The following is a 25,144-nucleotide window of genomic DNA, read 5'->3' as shown; positions in this document are numbered from 1 at the left end:
CCGAGACTAAGCCGCGAGATCCGCAACCACCGCATCCAGAATCGGGAACGCAGCCTGGGTGACGCGCAGCCGCCCGTTCGCGGTGGTCTCGACCGCGCCTTCCGCCAACAGGATCGCGATCCGCTTCTGGTCGAGCGGACGCCCGGACAAGGCCTCGTAGCGCTGCGGATCGATCCCTTCGGCGAGCCGCAATCCCATCAGAAGATATTCGTCGGCGCGTTCCTCGCGGGTCAGCACCTCGTCGACAACGAGCCCGTGTCCCATGCCCTCGACCCGCATCAGCCAGCTCTCGGGCCGCTTCTCGGTCGCGGTGGCGTAACGGCGGCCGTCCTGTTCGATGCGGCCATGCGCGCCGGGCCCGACGCCGGCATATTCGTCGCCGCGCCAATAAACCAGATTGTGCCGGCTTTCCGCACCAGGTCGCGCGTGATTGGAAATCTCGTAGGCCGACAGGCCGGCTGCGTCGCAGACCTCCTGTGTCAGGTCGTAAAGTTCGCGCGCAACGTCGTCGTCCGGCGTCACCAGCTTGCCGCTCTTGTGCAGGGCGAAGAACGGCGTGTCGGCCTCGATGGTGAGCTGATAGAGCGACAGATGCTCGGCGGACTCGGCGATGGCGCGCCGCAATTCCTGCGCCCATGCGTCGGGCGTCTGGCCCGGCCGCGCATAGATCAGATCGAAGGAATAGCGGTCGAACACCGAGCGGGCGAGGCCGACGGCCTTCAGCGCCTCCTCGGCGGTGTGCAGGCGGCCGAGATCCTTCAGGGAGGCGTCGTCGAGCGCCTGCACGCCGAGCGACACGCGATTGACGCCGGCGGCGCGAAAGCCGCGGAAGCGTTCGGCTTCGACGCTGGTCGGGTTGGCTTCGAGCGTGACCTCCACATCCGGTGCAATCGACCAATGCTTGCCGATGGCATCCAGGATCGCGCCAACCGTCTCCGGCTGCATCAGCGAGGGCGTGCCGCCTCCGAAGAAAATCGTCGAGACCGTGCGGCCACTGGTCCGCGCGGCAATCGACTCGATCTCGCGCAGATAGCCGGACACATAGCGCGACTGGTCGATGCCGCCGTGACGGACATGACTGTTGAAGTCGCAATAGGGGCATTTCGACAGGCAGAACGGCCAATGCACGTAAACGCCGAAGGCCTGCGCCGGAAGAGCCATTGCGGAGAGATTCGTTAACGTCATGTTAACGACCTTACCCGGTTACAAGCGCTGCCGAAAGCGAACAGACGAGCATCGATAAAATTGTAACGATCGGGAACCGTGCGAGCGCCGGCCGTAATCCGCAAAGCGATGCTTCCTGAAGGCATGAAAGGCATGGCGCGCGACGCGGCGGATAGACCGTGCAACAGCGACGACGGCAGCCTGCGTAAAATCCTGGGAATTAATCGGGATTTTAGGTTTCGTCAGTCAGATACCACCGGGGCCGCGAAGTTTCGCGTGGAGGGGCAAGGCCATGGTGGCCGCTCCGCCGAACGAAGCCTAAGCGGATGGCGGGGCACACATTTCCATGACAACGACTGTGAATGTCGAGCTGAGCACGACGCTTCAGCAAACGCTGACCAATGCAGGCGCCGGTACCTATGCCTACGCCCTGGCGTTCGGCGCTTCGACGCCGGGCGGCGACGTCGAGCGTGTCGGTTACATCAAGCTGGTCGACGACGGCGTCGTCACGTCGACAACGTCGCTAACGCTGGATTCGCCGAATTTCTACAGCGGCGCGATCTACATCGTGATCCAGCAACACGGCCTGGGTCATTTGCAGGACCAGTTGACGGAAATCGAGCACCTGAACCCGACCCTCGCGCAAGCAGCGAACTTCACCTACCAGCTCTTCGAGATGACGCTGTCCGGGAGCGATCAGGACCAGGGCGACATCTCCGCGCTCAACACGTTCGGCTTCACGTCCACACTCGAAGTTGTTTATCAGAACGGTTCGGCAACGCGCGGCTTCCAGTCAAGCGCCAGCGACATCTTCAGCGCCTTTCCCGCCGATGCGGTCGCAAACTATGGCGCCAATGGATTTCCCGATCCGGAGCGGCTGGCGACCGGCCCTGCGACCGCCAATGATCAGGCGCCCTGGCCTTCGTCGGACTGGCAAACCTATGTCGACGCGCTGAAGGCCGACCCGGCGACGCTGAGCGACATCGAGATCGTTTACGCGTTCCAGGGCAGTTCGTCGGACAGCACCGCGATGCTGAGCCAGTACAGCGTCCAGTATGTCGCCAAGGACAAATACGGCGAGGACTATTTCTGGCTGGTGCCGGACACCAGCAACGGTGCGACCAACACCGACTGGATCCAGATCACAGCGAGCGAACTCGTCCAAAACATCTATGTCCAGACCGGACAGCTGACATATTACGCGGGCGGCAGGAGCAACGGCGCTCAGCAATACAGCAGCTTCACTCCCACCAATCCCGACGGGGGCGTCGCAAAACACTTCGTTGCGGGATTCGATGCGGGCTTCTGGGGCGGCAGCGGCACGTCGCCGAATTCGTCCGTCACCGAGACGATCGACTTCAACAAGGGCTACAACTGGAACGTCAACTACGCCTATGACGCGATCCTGCTCAATGGCGTCGGGTCGGCGGGCTACACCAATTCGTTGTCGTCGGGGAGCGGCCAGTTCTACGACCCCTGGGCCCAGCAATTCGTCGCCAATTCCAATGCCTACGGTTATTCCTACAGTGACCTCGTGTCCGCAGGCGGCGTCAATCCTCAAGTCGCCATGTATGACACGGCGACCGGCGCCAATGTGCAGACCGTCAACATCACGGTCTACGATACCGGCGAAACGCCGGCGTCCGGCTTTACGGCCGGAAGCCAGGGCTACATCGCCCCGACCGCGGCGTCGGGTGATTATGAAGATTCGCTGACGACCACCACGAACCAGATCGGCTTCAATTTCAACTTCTCGGTTGGCAGCACGCTGTATGCGCCGGACGAGGCGACGTCGATCGTCTTCAAGATCTACGCGCCCGACAGCCCGCAGGCCGATGGCGACGGTTTCATCTCGCTCAACCTCACCACGGCGAGCAACAGTCAGGACTGGTACTATTACATCATCAACGAGAATGCCGGCACCTGGTCGGTAGCGCTCAGCAATGCGACCGATCTGAACGGGTTCTTCAATATCCAGAACATCCCGGTCACGGCGGACGGTTCGCCGAGCTGGTATCAGCTCGTCTTCGGCGACGGTGACAACCAGACAACCTACAACATCTACGCGACCAGCGATCAGAGCACCGGTGCCTTCACCGATCTGGTCATCGATCATGGCATCGAAGTCACGTTGAACCCGAACGGCAGCTACACGCTGGCCTTCGCGCCAGCGGGGCATATGTTCTACGACATCGACACATTCGCGCCGCCGCCGACCGGCGATCCCGACACGGTCGGCGTCAGCATCATCGGTTCGAAGCACAGTGACATGGTCAATGCGCTGAACTCGGTCGGCATGCAGGCCGAACCGACCGGCGGCGCGGACTACATCTTCGGCGCCAAGGGCAACGATTATCTGTCGGGGCTTGGTGGCAATGACACCCTCAATGGCGGCAAGGGGGTGGACCATCTCTGGGGCAATGACGGCGACGACATCCTTCAGGTTCAGGGCAACGAGGGTGTCTACGATTATTTCAACGGCGGCGCCGGGACCGACACGCTGCAGTTTCTCAAGGGCAACGTCACGCTGGCGGGCTTCAATGCGGCCTCTTCGTCGATCGAGATTCTCCACAGCAATGGCCGCGCCCTGCTTGGCACCAAAGAGATGGATGTGTTCGATCTGAGCGGGCTCAGCCAGGCGCCCGATTTGCGCTTCATCGACGGCAAGGGCGGCAACGACATCATGATCGGGTCGAATTTTGCCGACGATCTGCGCGGCGGCAAAGGCGACGACACGCTCGATGGACGCGGCGGCAACGATACGCTCAACGGTGGCAAGGGGCTGAACACCTATGTGTTCGCCGACGGCTACGACCACGATACGATCGTGAAGTTCCAGGCCGGCAGGGACACGATCGACCTCACGGGCGTCAGCAGCGTCGCCAATTTCACCGAGCTTCTGGCCTTGATGGATCAGGTTGATCGCAGGACCGTGCTGATCGATTTCGGCAACGGCGATACCCTGACGCTGCAGAAGACGACGATCGATATCCTGTCCGCGAACCAGAGCGACTTCCTGTTCGCTTAGAGGTGTTCCGTAACTTGACGGAGTGCTTGGACGCTATTGCGCGCTTCGGGCCCTCCTTATTTCAGGCACGCGTCCGCAAGCTTGATGAAGGCGCGGGCGCGATGCGACAGCCCCTGACCACGCGGCGGCAGGCCATGCTTTTCGTCGGACGTCATCTCGCCGAAAGTGCGGTCGTGACCGTCCGGCAAAAACATTGGGTCGTAGCCGAAGCCGGCGTCGCCGCGCGGCGGCCAGACCAGCGTGCCTTCGACAATCGCCTCGAAGTCTTCCGTATGTCCGTCCGGCCAGGCGACGCACAGCGCCGACACGAAATGCGCGGTGCGGCGGGCCGGCGTGGTCGCGCCGTGATCGCGCAGCATCTGGTCGATCGCCTGCATGGCGCGGGCAAAATTCTTGTCGGGCCCTGCCCAGCGGGCCGAGTGAATGCCGGGCGAGCCGCCGAGCGCATCGACCGCTAGGCCGGAATCGTCGGCAAAGGCGGGAAGGCCAGAGGCCTTCGCCGCCGCATGCGCCTTGATCGCGGCATTCTCCGCGAAGGTGGTTCCGGTTTCTTCCGGCTCGGACAGATTCAGTTCGCCAGCCGAGACCGCCTCGATGCCGTAGAGCGAGAGCAGTTCACGCATCTCGCGCAGCTTGCCAGCATTGTGGGTGGCAATGACCAGTTTGCCGGTGATGCGGCGATGCGTGCTCACGTCACCGCCATCTTCTGCAGATCGACCAGCTTGCCCACGCCCTTGCGCGCGAGCTTCAGCAATTCGAGGAATTGCTCCTCGCTGAACGGCGTCTTCTCGGCCGTGCCCTGGATCTCGATGATGCCGCCCGCTCCAGTCATGACGAAATTCGCATCGGTGTCGGCGTCGGAATCCTCGGCATAGTCGATGTCGAGTACGGGCGTGCCCTTGTGAATGCCGCACGAGATCGCGGCGACATGGTCGCGCAGCACCTCGGTCTTGATCATGTTGCGGGTCTTCATCCAGTGCAGGCAGTCATACAATGCGACCCAGCCGCCGGTGATCGAGGCGGTGCGGGTGCCGCCATCGGCCTGAATGACGTCGCAATCGATGGTGATCTGACGCTCGCCGAGTGCGACCAGATCGACCACGGTGCGCAGCGATCGTCCGATCAGGCGCTGGATCTCGACCGTTCGCCCGCCCTGCTTGCCGGCGGTTGCCTCGCGCCGCGTGCGCTCCGAGGTTGCGCGCGGCAGCATGCCGTATTCGGCGGTGACCCAGCCGCGACCCTGCCCCTTGAGCCAGGGCGGCAGCCGGTCCTCCAGCGTCGCCGTCACTAGCACATGGGTGTCGCCGAATTTCACGAAGCAGGAGCCTTCGGCATATTTGACCACGCCGCGCTCGAGCGAGACGGCGCGCATTTCATCCGGTGCCCGGCGGCTTGGCCGCATCGTTCAGTCCTTCTTGATTTGCAGATTGGCTCAAGCGCTTTTAGGAGGCACCGTCGCAGCCGACAAGCTGGATTCGGCAAAAAGGGTCGGCCGGGAAGGAAAACGTCTTGCTCGACAATCTGATGCGGCCGCTCCGGGCGTTTCAACCGGCCTATGTCCCGCTGATCATGGTCTATTTCGCCTACGGGGCGCTCGGCCTGATCGACGTCACCCGCGACTTCTGGATCAAGGAAAAGCTCCAGCTGTCGCCCTCCGAACTCGCCAGCATCGGGGTATGGCTGACGCTGCCCTGGACCATCAAGATGGTGTTCGGGGAACTGGTCGATTGCGTGCCGATCTTCGGATCGCGGCGGCGTGTCTACATCCTGATCGGCGCGCTGTTCACCGCATCGGGCCTCGTCACGCTTGCGGGCGCCGCCGGCGGCTGGCTCGTCTTCCTGCGGCCCGACCATCTCTACGTCCTTGGCGCGCTGCTGATCGTTCTCGGCACGGTCATTCAGGACGTGGTCGCGGACGCGATGTCGACCGAGGTGGTGAGCCGGGTCGATGCTGCCGGCGAGCCCAGGCCCGACAACGAGGTCCGGTCCGAACTCGGGATGGTGCAGGTGCTGGGCCGGCTTGCGCTGTCGGGCGGCATCGTCGCGGTGGCGGGATTGTCCGGCGTCCTGGCCGGGATGTTCGATCGCGAGACGGTGTTTCTGATGGGCCTCGTCATCCCGGCGATCTCGGTGACCGGTACCTTTTTGGTCAAGCGCGAGCCCACCGAAATCCGTCCGATCGACTGGCGGATTCTCGGCGGCGGCATCGTGTTCGGCGCCATGGTGCTGGCGCTTGCGCTCGGCGGCATTCCATACGCTCAGGAGGTGATCTTTCTCCTGTCGATGGCGGTGATCTGCACCATGCTGGTGTTTGTGACCCGCGAACTCGACCACAAGTCGCGGATGGCGATCCTTTATACCAGCATCATCATATTCGCTTTCCGCGCGACTCCCGGTGTCGGCGACGGCTATTTCTGGTGGACGCTCGATGTGCTGAAATTCGACGAGAATTTTTACGGCGCGCTGCGGCAGACCGGAGCTGTGCTCGCCATTCTCGGGATGTGGCTGTTCTCCCGGCAACTCACCGAATATTCGGTGACGAAAACTCTGTTCTGGCTGGCCATCATCGGTTCCGCGCTGTCGCTCCCGAGTCTCGGTCTCTATTACGGCGTCCACGAATGGACCGAGCAGACCTTCGGCTTCGGCGCGCGCACGATCGCGCTAATCGATACCGTGGCGTCGTCGCCATTCGCGCAATTGTCGATGATCCCGCTGCTGACGCTGATCGCCTTCTACGCACCCGCCGGGCACCGCGCGACCTGGTTCGCGCTGATGGCGTCGCTGATGAATCTGGCGCTGGCGGCCGGCGCGCTGCAGACCAAATACCTGAACGAGATCTTCGCCGTGCAGCGGGGAGACTATACCGAACTGGGCGGGCTTCTGATCGCCGCCCTCACGATCAGCTTTTTCCTGCCGATCGGGGTCATCCTGCTGCTGGGCCGGAGGGTGTGAGCTGCGCTGTCATCGCCGGGCATAGCCGTCGAAGACGGCGTCGTTGACGCCTTTTGACCCGGCGATCCATCATACGAAGACGATGGATGCGCGGGTCAAAGCCCGCGCATGACCAAGCCGATATGGCTTGAAATCCTTCGCGGAAAGCGACAAGTCTGGTTCGAAGGAGTTCCCGCCTTGGCGTCACACGACATCCCGGTCGGCGCGAACCAGATATCGCTCGCGGATTTGAGCGAACGGTCGCGCGACATATTCCGCCAGATCGTCGAGAGCTATCTCGCCACCGGCGAGCCGGTCGGTTCGCGCAATATTTCGCGTTTGCTGCAGGTCTCGCTGTCGCCGGCGTCCGTGCGCAACGTGATGAGCGATCTCGAACAGCTCGGCCTGATCTACGCACCGCATACGTCGGCCGGCCGGTTGCCCACGGAACTCGGATTGCGCTTCTTCGTCGACGCGCTGATGCAGATCGGCGACCTCAACGAAGGCGACAAGCGCGCGATCGAGGCGCAGGTCGCCGGTCGCGGCCAGTCCTATGAGAATGTGCTGATGCAGGCGTCGGGCCTTCTGTCCGGCCTGACGCGCGCCGCCGGCGTGGTGTTGACCGCCAAGATCAACACGCATCTGAAACATGTCGAGTTCGTGCGGCTGGAGCCGGAGCGTGCTCTGGTGGTGATGGTTGCGGAGGACGGGCAGGTCGAGAACCGCATCCTGCACGTTCCGCCGGGGCTGCCGACCTCATCGCTGATCGAGGCGTCGAACTTTCTCAATTCGCGCATCCGCGGCAAGACGCTGGCCGAAGTGCGTCTCGAACTTGAGCAGGCGCTCGAAGCCGGCCGCGCCGAACTCGATCAGCTCACCCAGAAGATCGTCGCCGCGGGGTTCGCAAGCTGGTCCGGCGGCGACAATGACGACCGCAAGCTGATCGTTCGCGGTCAGTCGCATCTGCTCGACGACCTGAAGGCGCTGGACGACCTGGAGCGGGTGCGGCTGCTGTTCGACGATCTCGAAACGCGGCGGGGCGTGATCGATCTGCTCGGCCGGGCCGAGCGCGCGGATGGCGTCCGCATCTTCATCGGGTCGGAGAACAAGCTGTTCTCGCTGTCCGGTTCCTCGACGATTGTCTCGCCGTACCGGGATTCGGCTGGCCGGATCGTGGGGGTGCTCGGCGTGATCGGGCCGACCCGGCTGAATTACGCGCGGGTGATCCCGATGGTGGACTACACCGCCAAGGTGGTGTCGCGGATTCTCTCCGGAACTTGATTTTTCCGTCGCGAATTCTGATATGGCGGCTGAAAGCCGCACATTTGACCGGACGCACGCGATGAACGATACGCCACGGACCGACGCGCAAGGCCCCGAGGCCTCCGCCGCAGAACCCAAAGCCGCCGAGACCAATTCTCCCGGGCCAAAGGCTTCCAAGCCCTATGTCGATCCCTCGCTTCTGGTCGACGAAGCCGCGGAGATGAAGGACCGGCTGCTGCGGACGCTGGCCGAGATGGAGAATCTGCGAAAGCGCACCGAGCGCGAGGTGGCCGATTCGCGCCAGTATGGCATTGCCTCCTTCGCCCGCGACATTCTGGGCGTGGCCGACAATTTCCGCCGTGCGCTCGATGCGGTTGGCCCCGAGGTCCGCGCCGGCGCCGATGCCGCGGTCACGTCTTTCATCGAGGGCGTTGAGCTGACCGAAAGGGAACTGCTGAAGGCGCTCGAGAAGAACGGCATCCGCAAGATCGAGCCGCAGGGCGAGAAGTTCGACCCGAACCTGCATCAGGCCATGTACGAAGTGCCCGATCCGTCGGTGCCGTCGGGCAGCATCGTGCAGGTGGTTCAGCCCGGCTACATGATCGGCGAACGCATCCTGCGGCCGGCAATGGTCGCGGTGGCAAAGGGCGGGCCGAAAATGGCGGCGCCTGCAGCAAACGATGGCGGCGCTGGCAGCAAGTAGCGCAGTCCCGGCTTGTTGACCGCGGGCTGGTTCCAACACATGATCGCGGCGGCAGCCCGAAAGCGCATTGAGCCTCAGCGAATGGCGTTGGAAGACTTTAGCTTTTCGGTGGTTCTGGAGCCGCAAGAGGACGGCGGTTTCACCGTGCTCGTGCCTGCTCTTCCAGAGGTCGTTACCGAGGGAGATACCGAGGAAGAAGCGCTGGCCAATGCTCAGGAGGCCATTCGCGCAATTCTCGCCTACCGTCGCGATAACGGGATGTCGATCCCCGCAGACGCGCTGCCCGAAATCCGGCGTGTGACCGTGGCGGCCTAGCGTGGCCGGCGGGCGCCTCCCCGTTGTCAGCGGGAGGCGCGTGGTACAGGTCCTCCAGCGGGCCGGATTTGTGATTGACCGGATCGTCGGCAGTCATCACGTCATGGTCTATCCCGGAGATCCGACGCGAACTGTGGTCGTCCCCGTGCATGCTGGACGGGATCTGAGACCCGGCACGTTCAGGTCCATCCTGCGTCAGGCGGGTTTTTCGCCGGAAGAATTTTCGAAGCTGTTATGAGATTAGCGCCGACGATAGTTACGCCGGTCGTGGATCAAACGTGTCGCGCGGTCACTCCCGCGCGTTGATGCCGTCGCGGATCTGACGAAAGCGGGCGAAATTGTCCAGCCACGTTGCCTTGGGCGAGATGCCGACCATCCGCACAAAGCCGCTGCCGCCGAACCGCATCCATTGTACGATCACGACATCGGAATTGTCGGCGGCGGACTGGCCTTCCAGCCTGATCTCGTAGCCGGGCTGCTGGCCGATGCGCATCGGCTCCTGTGACACAACCCGCAGATTGTTGAAGCCCTGGATGGTGCGCAGCACATTGGTGGCGAAGCTCGCCCGCTCATTGGCTTGCGACGGGGCGCCGGCGCCGGCTGAAATCATGACGATCGGCTCGGTGTTTGCGGGTTCGCTGGTGTCGCCCCGTTCGGTGAGCATCACTGCGCGGCCGGGCGCAATCAGTTTCACGCCTTCGAAGTTCGCTCGCTCGGTCAGCCGGAATGGCAGATGGTCGAGAATCTCCTGCGGCGGGATCTGGCCGCGCAGAACCACCGTGCCGAGCGCCTTGCGGATGATGTCGTCGGTGTAGACCTCGCTCGCGTCTTCCGGCACCTGCGCCGTAACGATGAAGGCGAAGCCCGGATCGGCACCCTGCCCGGTGATGCTGCGGCGCGTGATCATGAGCCATTTGCGGAATTTGACGCCTTCCGCCTCCTGATCGCCGATCACCAGATGGGCCGCGCCGCCATCGGTCAGCATCAGTTCGCGCTTGGCGTTGCTCACGCCCGGGATATTGATCGCGCCCGCGCTCATCGCCTTCAGGAATTGCTCGTAGGCCGGCGCCGGCACCTGACTGAGCAGGATGGCGGCTTTCCGGTCCCGATCCTCGAAGCCTGGAAAGGCGGCACTTGGGGTCATGTCGGCAGGCGGTACGAGGCCGATATGCGAGCCGACCGGGAAGACCGCGTCCGCGGCCCTGGCGGGAGCGGACATAACCAAGGCGAACAGCAGCAGCAGGACCGGTCGGACTATCATTGGCGGGGTCGGGCTCGTGGATTTTCGGTTTTGCGTTTCGCCACGGAGCCGGGCATAGCCGGTGAAGGGGCGGGCCGGGGGCGACCCTCTCAATGTACCAGCAAATCGGGTCATTGAAAGGCAGGTCGATCCGGCCAGGGGGAAGACGGGGATGATCGCCACGCTGGTTGCGATTCTCGATCTGTTCGGGGTTGCCGTCTTCGCGGTGACCGGTGCGCTGGTCGCCTCCCGCAAGCAGATGGACGTGGTCGGTTTTGCACTGCTCGCCACCGTGACCGGCATCGGCGGCGGGACGCTGCGGGATCTCCTGCTCGGCTTTTCGCCGGTGTTCTGGGTCCACCAGCCGATCTATGTCGTGATCTGCGTCGCGGTCGCAGCGATCGTGTTTCTGACCGCCCATATTCCGGAATCGCGCTACCGGCTGCTGCTCTGGCTCGATGCGCTGGGCCTGTCGGTCTTCTGCGTGGTTGGGGCCGAGAAGGCGATGGAGGCCGGGACCGGCGGCTTTATCGCGATCGTCATGGGTGTGATCACCGCGACCTTCGGCGGGGTCGTCCGCGACGTGCTCGGCGGCGAGATCCCGGTCGTCCTGCGCAAGGAAATCTATGCCTCGGCGGCGCTTGCCGGGTCGGCCGCCCTGGTCGGCGGGATTGCGGCCGGGCTTCCGCCGGCCGCGGCGACGCTCACCGGTTTTGCGATCTGCCTCATCATTCGCGGTCTCGCGCTGCAGCGCGGCTGGTCGCTCCCGGTCTATCGGGCCAGGCCGGGCCGCAGCCCGGACGAAATCGATCGCCGTTAGGGAAAACGAAACCGCAAGGCGTGACCTTGCCGGTCCGGAAAGGCCGGAAAGTCGCTGTCTCCCAGAGTCCCTGAACCGCAAAGTCCTTGCGGCCCAAGACGCCCCTCCTATATGAGCCAAGACGCCGCAGGGCTGCGGCGAAGATCATTTTAGAGGGGGTCGGATTACGGACGCACGGCGGGGGCACCCGTCGAATCCACGGTCCTTCCGGGTGCCGGCATCGGGCCCGGCCGATCTGCCTGAAAGAGAGGAATAAAAGAATGTCAAAGGTCATCGGGATCGACCTCGGCACCACCAATTCGTGCGTGGCCGTCATGGAAGGGAAGACGCCCCGGGTTATCGAGAACGCCGAGGGCATGCGCACGACGCCCTCGATCGTCGCCTTCACCGACGACGGCGAGCGGCTGGTCGGCCAGCCGGCCAAGCGCCAGGCCGTGACCAATCCGGAAAAGACCATCTTCGCGGTCAAGCGGCTGATCGGTCGCCGCTACGACGACCCGACGGTGGAAAAGGACAAGAAGCTTGTCCCCTACAAGATCACCAAGGCCTCGAACGGCGATGCCTGGGTTGAAGTCGACGGCAAGACCTATTCGCCGTCGCAGATTTCGGCCTTCATCCTGCAGAAGATGAAAGAGACCGCCGAGGCCCATCTCGGCCACAAGGTCGATCAGGCCGTCATCACCGTCCCCGCCTATTTCAACGACGCCCAGCGTCAGGCGACCAAGGACGCCGGCAAGATTGCCGGGCTTGAAGTCCTCCGCATCATCAACGAGCCGACCGCTGCCGCGCTGGCCTATGGCCTCGACAAGCAGAAGACCGGCATCATCGCGGTCTACGATCTCGGCGGCGGCACCTTCGACGTGTCGATCCTCGAAATCGGCGACGGCGTGTTTGAGGTGAAGTCGACCAACGGCGACACCTTCCTCGGTGGCGAAGACTTCGACATGCGCCTGGTGAGCTACCTGGCCGACGAGTTCCAGAAGGAGCAGGGCATCGACCTGCGCAAGGACAAGCTCGCGCTGCAGCGGCTCAAGGAAGCCGCCGAGAAGGCGAAGATCGAACTGTCGTCGACGACGCAGACCGAGATCAACCTGCCCTTCATCACCGCGGACGCGACCGGGCCCAAGCATCTGACCATGAAGCTGACCCGCGCCAAGTTCGAGGCGCTGGTCGACGACCTGATCCAGCGGACCATCGAGCCGTGCCGCAAGGCGCTGAAGGATGCCGGGCTGAGCGCATCCGAAGTCGGCGAAGTGATCCTGGTCGGCGGCATGACCCGCATGCCGAAGGTTCAGGAAGTGGTGAAGCAGCTGTTCGGCAAGGAGCCGCACAAGGGCGTCAATCCGGACGAAGTCGTGGCGATCGGTGCCGCGATCCAGGCCGGCGTGCTGCAGGGCGACGTCAAGGACGTGCTGCTGCTCGACGTGACCCCGCTCTCGCTCGGCATCGAGACCGAAGGCGGCATATTCACGCGCCTGATCGATCGCAACACCACCATCCCGACCAAGAAGAGCCAGGTCTTCTCGACCGCTGCCGACAACCAGAATGCAGTCACCATCCGCGTCTTCCAGGGTGAGCGCGAAATGGCGGCCGACAACAAGATGCTCGGCAATTTCGACTTGATGGGCATTCCGCCGGCGCCGCGTGGCGTGCCGCAGATCGAAGTCACGTTCGACATCGACGCCAACGGCATCGTCAACGTCCAGGCCAAGGACAAGGGCACCGGCAAGGAGCAACAGATCCGCATCCAGGCCTCGGGCGGTCTGTCCGAGGCCGACATCGAGAAGATGGTCAAGGACGCCGAGGTTCACGCCGAGGAAGACAAGAAGCGCAAGGCCGCGGTCGAAGCCAAGAACCATGCCGAATCGCTTGTTCACTCGACCGAGAAGGCATTGTCCGAGCACGGCTCCAAGGTCAGCGAAGACGATCGCCGGGCGATCGAGAATGCGCTCGCCGATCTGAAAGAGGCGCTGAAGGGCACCGATGCCGAGGCGATCTCCGCCAAGGCCAACACGCTGGCGCAGGCTTCGATGAAGCTCGGTGAAGCGATGTACAAGGCGCAGCAGGACGGCGGTTCGGACGGCCCTGACGCGTCCGGCGGCGCTACCGGCGGCAAGAAAGACGACGTCGTCGATGCGGAGTTCACCGAAGTCGACGACGACAAGAAGAAGTCGGCGTAATTCGGCCTGGACATTTCATGTCCGTCGGTCGCGACGTACACACTGTCACCCGCGGGCTTGCCCCGCGGGTCCATCTTCCAGAAATCGATGGATGGCCGGGGCACAGGCGTGCGAAAGCGGCGCCGATTTTCAAACGGCCAAGCCCGGCCATGACCGATTGGGTTGGCGGATCGCTCTACCATGGCTAAGACTTGCTACTACGAAACGCTCAGTGTCACGCGCACCGCGACCGATAGCGAGATCAAGTCGTCGTATCGCAAGCTTGCGATGAAATGGCATCCGGATCGCAATCCGGGCGACCAGACGGCGGAAGCCAAATTCAAGGAAATCAGCGAGGCCTATGACGTCCTGAAGGACGGCGACAAGCGCGCGGCCTATGATCGCTTCGGCCATGCCGCGTTCGAGCAGGGCAACGGCGCCAGCGCGCACGGTTTCGGATCCGATTTCGGGTCGGCATTTTCCGACATTTTCGAAGGCATTTTCGGCATGGCCGGCGGTCGCAACCGCTCGGCCAGCGGCCGCGAGCGCGGCGCCGATCTCCGCTACAATATGGAGATCACGCTGGAGGATGCCTATTACGGCAAGACCGCTGAAATCCGCATCCCGACATCCGTGACCTGCGAAGCCTGTTCCGGCTCCGGCGCCAAGGCCGGCACCCGGGCAAAGGCCTGTGCGACCTGCGGCGGGCATGGACGCGTGCGTCACGCGCAGGGTTTCTTCACGCTGGAGCGGACCTGCCCAGCCTGCCACGGCCGCGGCCAGGTCATCGAGGATCCCTGTCCGTCCTGCTCCGGCTCCGGTCGGGTGACGCGCGAGCGCATGCTGTCGGTCAACATTCCGCAGGGCGTGGAGGACGGGACCCGTATTCGGCTGGCCGGCGAGGGCGAAGCGGGATTGCGCGGCGGGACCGCAGGCGATCTCTATATTTTCCTGTCTTTGGCCTCGCACGCGATCTTCCAGCGCGACGGCGCCGATCTGCATTGCCGGGTTCCGGTTTCGATGGTGACGGCAGCGCTCGGCGGCGAGTTCGAGGTGCCCTCGATCGACGGCACCCGGAGCAAGGTCAAGGTTCCCTCAGGCACCCAGTCGGGACGGCGTTTCCGCCTCCAAGGTAAGGGAATGCCGGTGCTGCGCTCCAAGCAGACCGGCGACATGTATGTGCAGGTTGTGGTCGAAACGCCGCAAAATCTGACCAAGCGGCAGCGGGAACTACTGCAGGAATTCCACAAGCTGTCCTCGACCGAGACCCAGCCGGAATCCACCGGCTTTTTCAGCCGCGTGAAAGAACTGTTCGATATCGGCTCCCGGCCTCAATGAGCCGGGATCGGCAGTAGAACGCTTGGCGACGGGCCGCAAAAGGGCTATGCCTTAAGCAAGTCATAATAGTTTCACATCCGTAGCGGCAATGCGTCCCCACACCTCTCTCGCCGACAAAAAAGGCCTGCGCCTCGACGACGAGGTCCGCTTCATTCGCTCGTGGCTGGAAAAGCCGCTGGCGATCGGCGCGGTGACGCCATCCGGCAAGGTGCTGGCGCGGACCATGGCGCGCTATGTAAACACCGCCATTCCAGGGCCGGTGGTCGAACTGGGGCCAGGCACCGGTCCGGTGACCGAAGCGCTGATCGCGCATGGCGTTCCGCAGAAACGCCTGGTGCTGGTCGAATTCAATCCCGGCTTCTGCCGCATCCTGCGTTCGCGCTTCCCGGAAGCGACGGTGGTGCAGGGCGACGCCTACAGCCTGAAGCGCACGCTCGCCGACGTGCTGGAAGAGCCGGCGGCGGCGATCGTCTCCGGGCTGCCGCTTCTCAACAAGCCGATGCGCACCCGCATTCGCCTGATCAACGAGGCTTTCGGCCTGATGCAGGACAATGCGCCGTTCGTCCAATTCACCTATTCGATGACGGCGCCGCCGATCCCGAAAGGGCTGTCGCGTGTCGCGGCTGAAAAATCCGAGCGCATCTGGATGAACCTGCCGCCCGCCCGGGTGTGGTCCTATCGCCGCGCGCTGGTGTCCTGAGAGCGATCTGAGGGTGCGAGTTTACAAGATTCCCGTAAACTCGATAAGCTCAGTCAAATTCACACTTATTGGCAGTCTTTGAACCTGGCCGGGTTCTACTGCTGCGCGCCTGGTTTGCATGCCCGCTCCGAAAATCCTGGTCTTTGCCGGTTCGATCCGGACCGGTTCGATGAATGCGCAGCTCGCGGCGCTGGCGGCGAAGGAATTCGCGCTGGCCGGCGCCGACGTCACGCGCATTTCGCTGCTCGATTATGCGATGCCGATTTATGACGGCGATCTCGAAGCCCGCTCCGGTCCGCCGGAAGCCACGATCATGCTGAAGCGCATGATGCAGCAGCATCAGGGCATCTTCATCGCCAGCCCGGAATACAACGCGTCGGTCACGCCGCTCCTCAAGAACACGCTGGACTGGGTGTCGCGCGTGCGTGAGGACAAGGAAGCGCCGCTCGCGGTGTATCGGGATCGCGCCTTTGCGCTGGGTGGCGCCTCCAATGGCGGCTATGGCGCGATGCGCTCGCTGATGGCGTTGCGTCAGGTGCTGGAACAGGGCTGCGGTGCGCTCGTCATTCCGGACCAGATCGCGGTAGCGCGGGCAGCGGATGCCTTTGACGAGATGGACAATTTCCGTGATGAGGGCAATACCAGACGGCTCAAGGCTGTGGTGCAAAGCCTGATCGAATTCGCGAGGCATTACGCATGACCGCCGCAAGTTCCGATGTCGCGCCGCGTGAGCGGGTGATCGTTGCGCTCGACTTGCCGTCGGTGGCGATTGCCGAAAAGCTGGTCTGGCAGCTCGGCGACAGCGTCGACTTCTACAAGATCGGCTATCAGCTCGGCTATGCGGGCGGGCTTTCGTTCGGCAGGGATCTGATCAAGTCCGGCAAGAAGGTGTTCTTCGATCTGAAGCTGCACGACATCGGCAATACCGTAAACAAGGGCGTCGAGAGCATCGTCAATTCCGGCGCGACCTTCCTCACCGTGCACGCCTATCCGCAGACCATGAAGGCCGCGCTCGATGCCGCGCGTGGCTCGAAGCTGAAGATTCTCGCGGTCACCATTCTCACCTCCTACAATGACCGGGACGTCGCCGAAGCCGGCTATACCGGTAGCGCGCGCGACCAGGTGAAGGCGAAGAGCGAACAGGCCTGCGCGCTCGGCATCGACGGCATCGTCTGTTCGGCGGAAGAGTCCGAGATGCTGCGGCCGATTGTCGGCCCGACGCGGCTCCTCGTGACGCCCGGCATCCGGCCGGCGGGCGCCGACAGCGGCGACCAGAAGCGGATCATGACGCCGTCCGCCGCAATCCGGGCCGGCTCCGATTATCTCGTCGTCGGCCGGCCGATCACCGGCGTCGACGATCCCAAGGCCGCCGCCGATGCGATCGTGCAGGACGTGGCAGAGGCCATACAATCGTAAGGGAGGCGGCGATGGCGAAGGGCTACTGGATTGGGCGCGTCGATGTGCACAACGACGATGGCTACAAGCCCTATGCCGCGGCCAATCCGGAGATCTTCAGGAAATACGGCGCGCGCTTCGTGGTGCGCGGCGGTCCCTTCGAATGCCCGGAAGGCGAGGCGCGAAGCCGCAATGTGGTGATCGAATTTCCGGATTATGCGGCCGCACTCGCCTGCTACAACTCTCCGGAATATCAGGCCAATATCAAGGTGCGGCAGCCTCATTCGCTGGCCGATATCGTGATCATCGAAGGCTATGACGGGCCACAGCCGTGAGGCATCACAGCGTCATGGCCGGGCTTGACCCGGCCAGCCATCTTGCGAAGAAGATGGCCCCGCAGGTCGTAGGCGAGCGAAGCGACGGCGTCCTTCGGACGGCTATCCCGCGGGTGACTGAAAGTCCGGAGCGTAATCCATGTCCGACATGCGGCTGATCGTGGCGGGAGCAGGTGGCCGCATGGGGCGGACGCTGATCCGCGCCATCGCCGAGACCAAGGGCGTTACCGTGTCCGGCGCACTCGAGGATTCCGGCTCGCCGCTGATCGGGCGGAACGCGTCGGAGCTTGCCGGTGTCGGCGGTCAGGACATCCTGATCACCGACGATGCCGAAACGCTGCTCGGCGACGCCGACGGCATCATCGATTTCACCATTCCGAGGGCGACGGTGGCGCTGGCGAAACTGGCGGCCAAGGCCGGCGTTGCGCATGTGATCGGCACCACCGGTTTTACGGCGGAAGACGATGCCGCGATCGCCGAGGCCGCTAAGAGTGCCGTGATCGTCAAGTCCGGCAATATGAGTTTGGGCGTCAATCTGCTGGCCGCGCTGGTGAAGCGGGTGGCGAAGACGCTCGATGAGGAATTCGACATCGAAATTGTCGAGATGCATCACAACCGGAAGATCGATGCGCCATCCGGTACTGCGCTCCTGCTCGGGCGTGCGGCGGCTGAAGGACGCGGCGTCGATCTCGACCAGCGGTCGGTGCGATCGCGCGACGGCCATACCGGCGCGCGCCAGGCCGGCGATATCGGCTTCGCAACATTGCGCGGCGGCACGGTCGTCGGCGAGCACAACGTGGTTTTCGCCGGCCCTGCGGAGCGGATCGAACTCGGCCACAAGGCCGAGGACCGCATGATCTTCGCCCGCGGTGCGGTGAAGGCCGCGCTGTGGGCGCGGGGCCAGAAGCCCGGGCTTTATTCGATGACCGACGTGCTGGGATTGAAGGATTTTTGATTGTGGTCCCGTCATCCTGAGGTGGCCGCGGAGCGGCCCTCGAAGGAGGACGGCCTATACAAGTTCACCGGCCGTCGCCCTTCGAGGCTCGCTTCGCTCGCGCCTCAGGGTGACGGATTGAATGCTGAAGTGAGGAAATCAAGACAATGTCCGACCGTCTTCTTGTGCTGGTGCGTCACGGCCAGAGCGAATGGAACCTCAAGAACCTGTTCACCGGCTGGCGCGATGTCGACCTGACCGAGAAGGGCGTTGCCGAGGCGAAAGAGGCCGGACGCAAGCTGAAGGCACAGGGCATCGCGTTTGACATCGCCTTCACCTCTGCGCTGAAGCGTGCGCAGCGTACTCTCGACCTGATGCTGACGGAAATGGATCAGAGCGGCATCCCGATCGTGCGCGACCAGGCGCTGAACGAGCGCGACTATGGCGACCTGTCCGGACTGAACAAGGACGACGCCCGCAAGAAATGGGGCGAGGAGCAGGTGCATATCTGGCGGCGCTCCTACGATATCGCGCCTCCCGGCGGTGAATCGCTGCGCGACACGCTGGCTCGCACGCTGCCCTATTATGTGCAGGAGATCCTGCCGGCGGTGCTGCAGGGCAAGCGGACGGTGGTGGCGGCGCACGGCAATTCGCTGCGCGCTCTGGTGATGGTGCTGGAAAAGCTGTCGCCCGAGGGCATTCTGAAGCGGGAGATCGCGACCGGCGTGCCGATCATCTATCGCCTCAATGCCGACGCCACGGTCGCTTCCACGCTCGACCTGGCGGCGTGATATCGCCGACATATCGAAGCATCATGGTTGAGCGCTAACCACGTTTCGGGATTTTTGTTGATCCGCGACCCGGTCATGCTGTTTGCCGGAGCGCATGCGTATGGTGCTGGCGTTTGCGTCTTTTGTTTTGGGTGTTGTCGGTTCGCAGGCGGCTTCCGCTGTCGAGCGACCGCCGCAATACATCGCGATCGCCTTCGACAATTGCACCGAGCTCGACCGCTGGCAGGACTGGACCGATTTTGCCGCGGAGGTCAATCGCGGCGGCGAGCGCGTCCGATTCACCTTCTTCGTCAGCGGCATCAATTTTCTCAGTAACGCAAAGAAGCATCTCTATCAGGGACCGAACCAGTCCCGCGGTGCGTCACGGATCAATTTCGGCGGCAGCGCCGACGACGTGCGCAAGCGCGTCGCCTTCATGAATGCGCTGCATCGCGACGGGCACGAGATCGCGTCGCATGCGGTCGGGCATTTCGATGGACGGAGCTGGGGCGCGGCGGCCTGGACGTCCGAGTTCAGCAGTTTCGATGGGTTGCTGGAGAATGTGGCGCGCAACAACGAGCTCGCGCCGGAGGAGGGGTTTGCCTTCTCTGCGAAGGACATCGTCGGCTTCCGCGCGCCCTATCTCGCGCATAGCCCCGGCCTCTACACCACGCTCGCTGCGCGCGGCTTCCGCTACGACACCAGCGGGACCATGCCGGCCAATGCCTGGCCGGAAAAGCGCGACGGCATCTGGCGCTTCAATCTCGCCGGGATCCGGCTCGCCGGCTCCGGCCGCGCGACGCTGTCGATGGATTACAATTTCCTGGTCGCGCAATCGGGCGCGGCGCCGATCGCAAGCCGGCGCGAGCAATTCCGCCGCCAGATGCTGGAGTCCTATCTGAATTACTTCCGCGCCAACTACACCGGCAATCGCGCGCCGATCCATATCGGGCACCATTTCACCGATTACCAAAACGGTGCTTACCGCGACGCGCTCAAGGAATTTGCGCGCAGCGTCTGCGGCCTGCCGGAAGTGCGCTGCGTGACCTACAAGACGCTTGCCGATGTGATGGATGGATTGCAGCCCGAGATGCTGACGGCCTATCGCAATGGCGACTTCCCGCGTGCCAGCGAGCCGACATTTGCGGGAGTGACCGCGGAAACGTCAGGGTCGGCGCGGTAAGTCTCAGGCCACCCGTCCCGCTTCCCAGCCGAGCATGGCGCGCTTGCGCGTCAGCCCCCAGTGGTAGCCGGTGAGTTCGCCGCTCTTGCCGATGACGCGATGGCACGGCACCACGAAACAGACCGGATTCTTTCCCACCGCAGCGCCGACCGCGCGCGCCGCTTTCGGCTTGTCGATGGTCCGCGCAATATCGGAATAGGTGGTGAAGCAGCCCATCGGGATTTTCAGCAGCGTATCCCAGACGCGCACTTCAAAATCGGTGCCGATCAGCACCACGCGCAGCGGCTGGTCCGGCCGCCACAGCTTCGGATCGAAGATGCGGGCCGCGACCGGCGCGGTGGTGTTGGCGTCCTCGACATAGGTCGCCTTCGGCCAGCGGCCTTTCATGTCGGCGAGCGAGTCGCGTTCCTTGCCGGCATCGGCCAGCGCGAGACCGGCGAGACCGCGCGGCGCCACGATCACAAGCGCCGTGCCGAACGGTGAGGGGTGGAAGCCGTAGCGCAAGGTGAGGCCTTCGCCGCCCGCTTTCCATTCGCCGGGCGACATTGCTTCGTGGGTGACGAACAGATCGTGCAGCCGTCCGGGGCCGGACAGGCCGACTTCGTAGGTTGCGTCGAGCACGCTGGCGGAATCGCGAAGCAGCTTGCGCGCGTGATCGAGGGTCAGCGCCTGCAGGAACGCCTTCGGTGTCAGCCCGGCCCAGCGCCGGAACAGGTGATGCAGCTCGGTCCGTGTGACCTGGGCGGCTTCGGCGATTGTCTCGATATCGGGCTGCTGACGCCAGTTGCCCCGGATATGGGCGATGGCGCGCCGGACCACGTCATAGTCGCCGGCTGCGGCTGTCAGTTCTTTCGTATCGGGGATGCGATCGGGGGACAGCATGGCGGCTCTCGTCATTGTGTCCCTCCCGATAAGCCCGCCGGCCCGCCAGTCCCACCCGATTTCTGATCAGGCAATCACGGTCCGGTCCGGCCCGCGCTTTGCCGCAGCGATGGCGGCCTGTAACGCCTTGCCGAAGCCTTCCTTTTCCTCCGGAGAGAGGAAACTGGCAATCGCGCGCCGTTCGCCGCGCGAGACCAGATGCAGCCGCTGCACGCCGAATTCCTCGTGGATGTCCCAGTCGAGCTTGACCCAAAGCGGATTGCAGCGCCACTCGATCGCCGCGCCACGCGGGCTGACCTTGCGGAACATCAGCTCGGTGGGCGTCACCACGATCTGCTCATAGGCGCGGCCGTCGCGATAATTGACCCGGAACGCCCAGTAGATCAGCAGCACGTCCAGCCCGAAAAAGCCGGTGATCGGCCAGGCGCCCGCGATCGCAAAAACAATGCCGGCGACGAAGCTGATACCGGCGACGACGAGCATCAGAATGCCGAAGCCGCGCTTCCCCAGCGAGCGGTTCGGCGTCATCACCGCCGAAAACAGGGGGGTATCGGGTTTCGGGTCGTTGTTCGGGGTCATCCCGGACAATATAGGGAAGAAATGGCAAAAAAGACGACTCGCACGGCCGCGAAGGCGAAAAAGCGCAAGGCCGCCGTGAAGGCCCCCGCGAGGGCTGCGCTCAAGGCCGCCAAAGCCGGCAAGGCGGCAAAGCCGAAGTCCGCCAGGGCGCAGGTCGAGGCCGATGTGCTGGCTGTACATGGCGAGATCCGGCCCTGGACACGGGCCGAAGTGACGGAAGCCTTCCGGCGCTTTCAGTCGGTCGACCCGGCGCCCAAGGGCGAGTTGCAACACGTCAACCCGTTCACACTCCTGGTCGCCGTGGTGCTGTCGGCGCAGGCGACCGATGCCGGGGTCAACAAGGCGACGCCGGCCTTGTTCGCGGCGGCCGATACGCCGGAGAAGATGATCGCGCTTGGCGAAGCGCAGGTGCGCGACTTGATCAAGACCATCGGACTATTTCGAAACAAGGCGAAGAACGTCATCGCGCTGTCGGAGAAACTGATCGCGGAGCATGGCTGCGTCGTGCCGGGAGACCGCGAAGCGCTCGAAAAGCTGCCGGGTGTCGGGCGCAAGACCGCGAATGTCGTGCTCAACATGGCGTTCGGTCAGCCGACCATGGCGGTCGATACCCATGTGTTCCGGGTCTCGAACCGCACCGGTCTCGCACCGGGGAAGAATGTGCTCGAGGTCGAACTGAAGCTTGTCGAGGTGATCCCGGCGGAATTCATGATGCATGCGCATCACTGGCTGATCCTGCACGGCCGCTATGTCTGCCTCGCGCGCAAGCCATTGTGCGAAAAGTGCATCATCGCGGATCTGTGCCGCTGGCCGGGGAAGACGACGCTGTCCCTCTCGCCGTGAGCGGGGAGAGGGACAGAGAGGCTACTCCGCCGCCTGTTTCCAGGTGTCGATCTGGGGCTTCGGCTTGGCCTTCAGTTTCAGTTCTGTCATCTCGGCCCGCTCGCGCACCGAATTGCGGAAGAGCTGGTCGCGGCCGGAGAGATATTGCGGCGGGCAATGGATGTCCTCCGCGCCATACCAGCCGGCCGAACGCATGGTAAAATACGGGTCCAGCAGATGCGGGCGGGCCAACGCGACCAGATCGGCACGCGCAGCCGCGACAATGGTGTTGACCTGATCGGCAGTGGTGACGGCGCCGACCGCCATGGTGGCGATATTCGCCTCGTTGCGGATCTGATCGGAGAACGGCGTCTGATACATGCGGCCGTAGACCGGCGCGGATTCCGGATCGGTCTGGCCGGTCGACACGTCGATCATGTCGCAGCCGGCGTCCTTGAACATCCCGGAAATCTTGACTGCGTCGTCGCCGGTGATGCCGCCGTCGATCCAGTCGGTCGCCGAGATGCGCACCGACATCGGCTTCTCCTTCGGCCACACCGCGCGCATGGCGGAGAACACCTCCAGCGGGAAGCGCATGCGGTTCTCGAGCGAACCGCCATACTCATCGGTGCGCTTGTTGGTGATCGGCGAGATGAAGCTCGCCAGCAGATAGCCGTGCGCGGCATGCAGTTCGACCATGTCGAAGCCGGCGCGCTGCGCCCGCTCCGTCGCCGCAACGAAATCCGCCACCGTGCGGTCCATGTCGGCGCGGGTCATTTCGCGCGGCACCTGGCTGTTCGGGAAATACGGGATGGGAGAGGCCGAGACGATCGGCCACGCGCCTTGGGGCAGCGGCTCGCTGTCGCCTTCCCATGACAGCTTGGTTGCGCCCTTGCGACCGGCATGGCCAATCTGCATGCAGATTTTCGCCGCCGAATTGGCGTGCACGAAATCGACAATGCGCTTCCACGCCGCTTCCTGTTCGTCGTTCCAAAGCCCGGTACAGCCCGGGGAGATGCGCGCCTCCGCCGAGACGTCGGTCATCTCGGTATAGACGAGGCCGGCGCCGCCGATCGCGCGGCTGCCGAGATGCACGAGATGCCAGTCGTTCGGCAGCCCGTCCTTCGCCGAATACTGGCACATCGGCGAAACGACGACGCGGTTCGGCAGCACCATGTCGCGCAGCCGGAAAGGCTGAAACATCGGCGCGACCGGCGTCTTGGTATCGACCTTCGGGAAGCCCGCCGCCTTGGTCTCGTCGGCCATCATGTGGGCGACCTCATCGACGAAATCCGGCGCGCGCAGCGCCAGATTGTCGTAGGTGATCGCCTTGGAACGGGTCATCAGGCCGAACACGAAGCGCGTCGGATTCATGTCCCAGAACCGCTTCATGTGCTCGAACCAGACCAGCGACACGTTGGCGGAATGCTGGGTCTTCTCCACTTCCTCGCGCCGGCTGGTCTCGTAATGCGAGAGCGCGGCTTTGACGTTCTGGCCGCCGGTCTTGCGGAACGAATCGTACAGCCCGATCGCGTCTTCCATGGCGAGCTTGGTGCCCGAGCCGATGGAGAAATGCGCCGTCGCCTTTGCATCGCCCACGATCACGCAATTCTCGTAGACCCAGCGCTCGCAGGTGATGGCCGGGAAATTGCGCCACATCGAACGGTTGATGATCAGCTTGTGGCCCTGCAATTCCTCAGCGAACAGCTCTTCCATCAGTTTCGCGCTGCCCGCCTCGTCCAGCGGATCGAGACCGAATTTCGCGAAGGTGTCCGGATCGGTTTCGAAGATCCAGGTCGAGCGGCCCGGCTCGTACTGATAGGCGTGGACGATGACGATGCCGTACTTCGTCTGCTTGAAGTAGAAGGTGAAAGCGTCGAGTGGCCGGGTCGAGCCCATCCAGGTGAAGCGGTTCGGCCGCAGGTCGACGCTCGGCTTGAAGTGATCGACGAAGGTCTCGCGGATGCGCGAATTGATGCCGTCCGATCCGATGACGAGATCGGCGTCGCGAAGCGCGCCTTCGATGTCGGTGACGTCGCACTGGAACTTGAGTTCGACGCCGAGCGACTGCGCGCGCTGATGAAGCAATTGCAGCAGCGTCGCACGTGAGCAGCCGCAGAAGCCGTTGCCGCCGATGCGCTGCACCGTGCCCTTGAAATGGATTTCGATGTCATCCCAATAGGCGAAGTTTTCGGTGATCGCCCGATAGCTCTCCAGATCGTATTTCTGGAAGGTCTCGAGCGTCTGGTCGGAGAACACCACGCCGAAGCCGAAGGTATCGTCCGGGCGGTTGCGCTCGTAGACGGTGATCTGCGCCTGCGGCCACGCCTTCTTGTACAGGATCGAGAAGTAAAGCCCGGCGGGGCCGCCGCCGATCACACTGACCTTCATGGGTAGCCTCCGCGCCTTGCGGCTGTTGTCGCGATTATTTTAAGCTTAAAACAACTGGGTGCAAGCGGGATTTGATGTGGGTCAATTGGCGGAACCGACAATAGACAATTCCACAACGGACATCAGATTTCCGCGCACGGATGGCCCGGGCTGACACGGTGCTTGAGCCCCAGAAATTTTAAGCTTAAAGTA

Annotated in this window: 24 protein-coding genes; 17 read left to right on the top strand and 7 right to left on the bottom strand. The window is 63.5% G+C overall.

From position 1 onward, the window contains the following. Positions 1–6: 6 nt before the first annotated feature. Positions 7–1,185, bottom strand: coding sequence for a radical SAM family heme chaperone HemW (gene hemW / locus AC5I5I_RS11680; RefSeq protein ID WP_495973114.1), 1,179 nt, complete (start codon positions 1,183–1,185; stop codon positions 7–9). 325 nt (positions 1,186–1,510) lie between these two features. On the opposite strand from hemW, the gene AC5I5I_RS11675 reads away from it, so the two are divergent. Further along, positions 1,511–4,192 carry a calcium-binding protein gene (locus AC5I5I_RS11675; protein ID WP_495973112.1) on the top strand — a complete coding sequence of 894 codons (2,682 nt, stop codon included), beginning with the start codon at positions 1,511–1,513 and terminating at the stop codon, positions 4,190–4,192. Positions 4,193–4,248: 56 nt separating this feature from the next. Here AC5I5I_RS11675 and rdgB read toward each other — a convergent pair whose 3' ends face one another. Together rdgB and rph are read right to left on the bottom strand one after the other, a co-directional pair. Further along, positions 4,249–4,884: an RdgB/HAM1 family non-canonical purine NTP pyrophosphatase gene (gene rdgB / locus AC5I5I_RS11670; protein ID WP_495973110.1), complete on the bottom strand. Its 636-nt coding sequence runs from the start codon at positions 4,882–4,884 to the stop codon at positions 4,249–4,251. Beyond that, positions 4,881–5,594, bottom strand: a complete 714-nt coding sequence (gene rph / locus AC5I5I_RS11665) for a ribonuclease PH (protein ID WP_495973108.1) — start codon at positions 5,592–5,594, stop codon at positions 4,881–4,883. The genes rdgB and rph overlap by 4 nt, the downstream gene beginning before the upstream one ends. 107 nt (positions 5,595–5,701) lie before the next feature. On the opposite strand from rph, the gene AC5I5I_RS11660 reads away from it, so the two are divergent. From AC5I5I_RS11660 to AC5I5I_RS11640, 5 genes are all read left to right on the top strand, one after another. Then, positions 5,702–7,144: an MFS transporter gene (locus AC5I5I_RS11660; RefSeq protein ID WP_495973106.1), complete on the top strand. Its 1,443-nt coding sequence runs from the start codon at positions 5,702–5,704 to the stop codon at positions 7,142–7,144. Positions 7,145–7,321: 177 nt separating this feature from the next. Beyond that, the gene (gene hrcA, locus AC5I5I_RS11655; protein WP_495973104.1) at positions 7,322–8,404 is read left to right on the top strand and encodes a heat-inducible transcriptional repressor HrcA; all 1,083 of its coding nucleotides are present in this window, start codon (positions 7,322–7,324) and stop codon (positions 8,402–8,404) included. 61 nt (positions 8,405–8,465) lie between these two features. Continuing rightward, entirely contained in the window at positions 8,466–9,089 is a 624-nt protein-coding gene (gene grpE / locus AC5I5I_RS11650) for a nucleotide exchange factor GrpE (RefSeq protein WP_495973102.1), read from the top strand. Between the two features lie 39 nt (positions 9,090–9,128). Continuing rightward, on the top strand, positions 9,129–9,404 hold the full coding sequence (locus AC5I5I_RS11645; protein WP_495973100.1) for a type II toxin-antitoxin system HicB family antitoxin: 276 nt from the start codon (positions 9,129–9,131) through the stop codon (positions 9,402–9,404). 1 nt (position 9,405) lies between these two features. Beyond that, positions 9,406–9,642, top strand: coding sequence for a type II toxin-antitoxin system HicA family toxin (locus AC5I5I_RS11640; RefSeq protein WP_495973098.1), 237 nt, complete (start codon positions 9,406–9,408; stop codon positions 9,640–9,642). Positions 9,643–9,693: 51 nt separating this feature from the next. Here AC5I5I_RS11640 and AC5I5I_RS11635 read toward each other — a convergent pair whose 3' ends face one another. Next, positions 9,694–10,665 carry a hypothetical protein gene (locus tag AC5I5I_RS11635; protein WP_495973096.1) on the bottom strand — a complete coding sequence of 324 codons (972 nt, stop codon included), beginning with the start codon at positions 10,663–10,665 and terminating at the stop codon, positions 9,694–9,696. 151 nt (positions 10,666–10,816) lie between these two features. On the opposite strand from AC5I5I_RS11635, the gene AC5I5I_RS11630 reads away from it, so the two are divergent. The 10 genes from AC5I5I_RS11630 to AC5I5I_RS11585 all read left to right on the top strand — a co-directional run bounded on the left by AC5I5I_RS11630 (position 10,817) and on the right by AC5I5I_RS11585 (position 20,278). Next, on the top strand, positions 10,817–11,464 hold the full coding sequence (locus AC5I5I_RS11630; RefSeq protein ID WP_495973094.1) for a trimeric intracellular cation channel family protein: 648 nt from the start codon (positions 10,817–10,819) through the stop codon (positions 11,462–11,464). 260 nt (positions 11,465–11,724) lie between these two features. Then, positions 11,725–13,644 (top strand): molecular chaperone DnaK, encoded by a 1,920-nt coding sequence (dnaK, locus tag AC5I5I_RS11625; RefSeq protein WP_495973092.1) that lies wholly within the window; start codon positions 11,725–11,727, stop codon positions 13,642–13,644. 180 nt (positions 13,645–13,824) lie between these two features. Beyond that, positions 13,825–14,961, top strand: coding sequence for a molecular chaperone DnaJ (gene dnaJ / locus AC5I5I_RS11620; RefSeq protein WP_495973090.1), 1,137 nt, complete (start codon positions 13,825–13,827; stop codon positions 14,959–14,961). 88 nt (positions 14,962–15,049) lie between these two features. Then, complete coding sequence (locus AC5I5I_RS11615) at positions 15,050–15,661, top strand: class I SAM-dependent methyltransferase (RefSeq protein ID WP_495973088.1); 612 nt, start codon at positions 15,050–15,052, stop codon at positions 15,659–15,661. A 118-nt stretch (positions 15,662–15,779) separates the two neighbouring features. Further along, a complete protein-coding gene (locus tag AC5I5I_RS11610; protein ID WP_495973086.1) occupies positions 15,780–16,361 on the top strand; it encodes an NADPH-dependent FMN reductase in 582 nt (193 codons plus the stop codon). Beyond that, positions 16,358–17,077, top strand: a complete 720-nt coding sequence (gene pyrF, locus AC5I5I_RS11605; protein ID WP_495973084.1) for an orotidine-5'-phosphate decarboxylase — start codon at positions 16,358–16,360, stop codon at positions 17,075–17,077. The genes AC5I5I_RS11610 and pyrF overlap by 4 nt, the downstream gene beginning before the upstream one ends. 11 nt (positions 17,078–17,088) lie before the next feature. Then, a complete protein-coding gene (locus tag AC5I5I_RS11600; protein WP_495973082.1) occupies positions 17,089–17,391 on the top strand; it encodes a DUF1330 domain-containing protein in 303 nt (100 codons plus the stop codon). 139 nt (positions 17,392–17,530) lie between these two features. Continuing rightward, positions 17,531–18,346, top strand: coding sequence for a 4-hydroxy-tetrahydrodipicolinate reductase (gene dapB / locus AC5I5I_RS11595; protein ID WP_495973080.1), 816 nt, complete (start codon positions 17,531–17,533; stop codon positions 18,344–18,346). A 146-nt stretch (positions 18,347–18,492) separates the two neighbouring features. Next, positions 18,493–19,116 carry a 2,3-bisphosphoglycerate-dependent phosphoglycerate mutase gene (locus tag AC5I5I_RS11590; protein ID WP_495973078.1) on the top strand — a complete coding sequence of 208 codons (624 nt, stop codon included), beginning with the start codon at positions 18,493–18,495 and terminating at the stop codon, positions 19,114–19,116. 94 nt (positions 19,117–19,210) lie between these two features. After that, complete coding sequence (locus tag AC5I5I_RS11585) at positions 19,211–20,278, top strand: polysaccharide deacetylase family protein (RefSeq protein ID WP_495973076.1); 1,068 nt, start codon at positions 19,211–19,213, stop codon at positions 20,276–20,278. 3 nt (positions 20,279–20,281) lie between these two features. Here the strand turns inward: AC5I5I_RS11585 and AC5I5I_RS11580 are convergent, their stop codons facing one another. Together AC5I5I_RS11580 and AC5I5I_RS11575 are read right to left on the bottom strand one after the other, a co-directional pair. Further along, positions 20,282–21,175 carry a methylated-DNA--[protein]-cysteine S-methyltransferase gene (locus tag AC5I5I_RS11580; RefSeq protein ID WP_495973074.1) on the bottom strand — a complete coding sequence of 298 codons (894 nt, stop codon included), beginning with the start codon at positions 21,173–21,175 and terminating at the stop codon, positions 20,282–20,284. Positions 21,176–21,226: 51 nt separating this feature from the next. Continuing rightward, positions 21,227–21,739, bottom strand: coding sequence for a DUF2244 domain-containing protein (locus tag AC5I5I_RS11575; protein ID WP_495973072.1), 513 nt, complete (start codon positions 21,737–21,739; stop codon positions 21,227–21,229). A 21-nt stretch (positions 21,740–21,760) separates the two neighbouring features. Here AC5I5I_RS11575 and nth point away from each other — a divergent pair, with 21 nt between their 5' ends. Next, entirely contained in the window at positions 21,761–22,582 is an 822-nt protein-coding gene (gene nth, locus AC5I5I_RS11570; protein WP_495973070.1) for an endonuclease III, read from the top strand. A 21-nt stretch (positions 22,583–22,603) separates the two neighbouring features. On the opposite strand, the gene AC5I5I_RS11565 is transcribed toward nth, so the two are convergent. After that, on the bottom strand, positions 22,604–24,952 hold the full coding sequence (locus tag AC5I5I_RS11565; RefSeq protein ID WP_495973068.1) for a bifunctional salicylyl-CoA 5-hydroxylase/oxidoreductase: 2,349 nt from the start codon (positions 24,950–24,952) through the stop codon (positions 22,604–22,606). Positions 24,953–25,144 lie beyond the last annotated feature (192 nt).

The organism is Pseudorhodoplanes sp. (genome assembly GCF_059499825.1).
This window is presented reverse-complemented; position numbering and strand designations above follow the sequence as displayed.

Excerpts from the sequence above, each read along its gene's own strand:
- AC5I5I_RS11585 (WP_495973076.1), top strand. The coding sequence starts at position 19,211 with ATGCGTATGGTGCTGGCGTTTGCGTCTTTTGTTTTGGGTGTTGTCGGT.
- AC5I5I_RS11575 (WP_495973072.1), bottom strand. The coding sequence starts at position 21,739 with ATGACCCCGAACAACGACCCGAAACCCGATACCCCCCTGTTTTCGGCG.
- AC5I5I_RS11675 (WP_495973112.1), top strand. The coding sequence starts at position 1,511 with ATGACAACGACTGTGAATGTCGAGCTGAGCACGACGCTTCAGCAAACG.
- AC5I5I_RS11635 (WP_495973096.1), bottom strand. The coding sequence starts at position 10,665 with ATGATAGTCCGACCGGTCCTGCTGCTGCTGTTCGCCTTGGTTATGTCC.
- AC5I5I_RS11565 (WP_495973068.1), bottom strand. The coding sequence starts at position 24,952 with ATGAAGGTCAGTGTGATCGGCGGCGGCCCCGCCGGGCTTTACTTCTCG.
- rph (WP_495973108.1), bottom strand. The coding sequence starts at position 5,594 with ATGCGGCCAAGCCGCCGGGCACCGGATGAAATGCGCGCCGTCTCGCTC.
- dnaJ (WP_495973090.1), top strand. The coding sequence starts at position 13,825 with ATGGCTAAGACTTGCTACTACGAAACGCTCAGTGTCACGCGCACCGCG.
- dapB (WP_495973080.1), top strand. The coding sequence starts at position 17,531 with ATGTCCGACATGCGGCTGATCGTGGCGGGAGCAGGTGGCCGCATGGGG.
- AC5I5I_RS11610 (WP_495973086.1), top strand. The coding sequence starts at position 15,780 with ATGCCCGCTCCGAAAATCCTGGTCTTTGCCGGTTCGATCCGGACCGGT.
- dnaK (WP_495973092.1), top strand. The coding sequence starts at position 11,725 with ATGTCAAAGGTCATCGGGATCGACCTCGGCACCACCAATTCGTGCGTG.
- grpE (WP_495973102.1), top strand. The coding sequence starts at position 8,466 with ATGAACGATACGCCACGGACCGACGCGCAAGGCCCCGAGGCCTCCGCC.
- AC5I5I_RS11590 (WP_495973078.1), top strand. The coding sequence starts at position 18,493 with ATGTCCGACCGTCTTCTTGTGCTGGTGCGTCACGGCCAGAGCGAATGG.
- hemW (WP_495973114.1), bottom strand. The coding sequence starts at position 1,185 with ATGACGTTAACGAATCTCTCCGCAATGGCTCTTCCGGCGCAGGCCTTC.
- AC5I5I_RS11580 (WP_495973074.1), bottom strand. The coding sequence starts at position 21,175 with ATGACGAGAGCCGCCATGCTGTCCCCCGATCGCATCCCCGATACGAAA.
- AC5I5I_RS11645 (WP_495973100.1), top strand. The coding sequence starts at position 9,129 with ATGATCGCGGCGGCAGCCCGAAAGCGCATTGAGCCTCAGCGAATGGCG.
- AC5I5I_RS11630 (WP_495973094.1), top strand. The coding sequence starts at position 10,817 with ATGATCGCCACGCTGGTTGCGATTCTCGATCTGTTCGGGGTTGCCGTC.
- nth (WP_495973070.1), top strand. The coding sequence starts at position 21,761 with ATGGCAAAAAAGACGACTCGCACGGCCGCGAAGGCGAAAAAGCGCAAG.
- AC5I5I_RS11615 (WP_495973088.1), top strand. The coding sequence starts at position 15,050 with ATGCGTCCCCACACCTCTCTCGCCGACAAAAAAGGCCTGCGCCTCGAC.
- AC5I5I_RS11600 (WP_495973082.1), top strand. The coding sequence starts at position 17,089 with ATGGCGAAGGGCTACTGGATTGGGCGCGTCGATGTGCACAACGACGAT.
- pyrF (WP_495973084.1), top strand. The coding sequence starts at position 16,358 with ATGACCGCCGCAAGTTCCGATGTCGCGCCGCGTGAGCGGGTGATCGTT.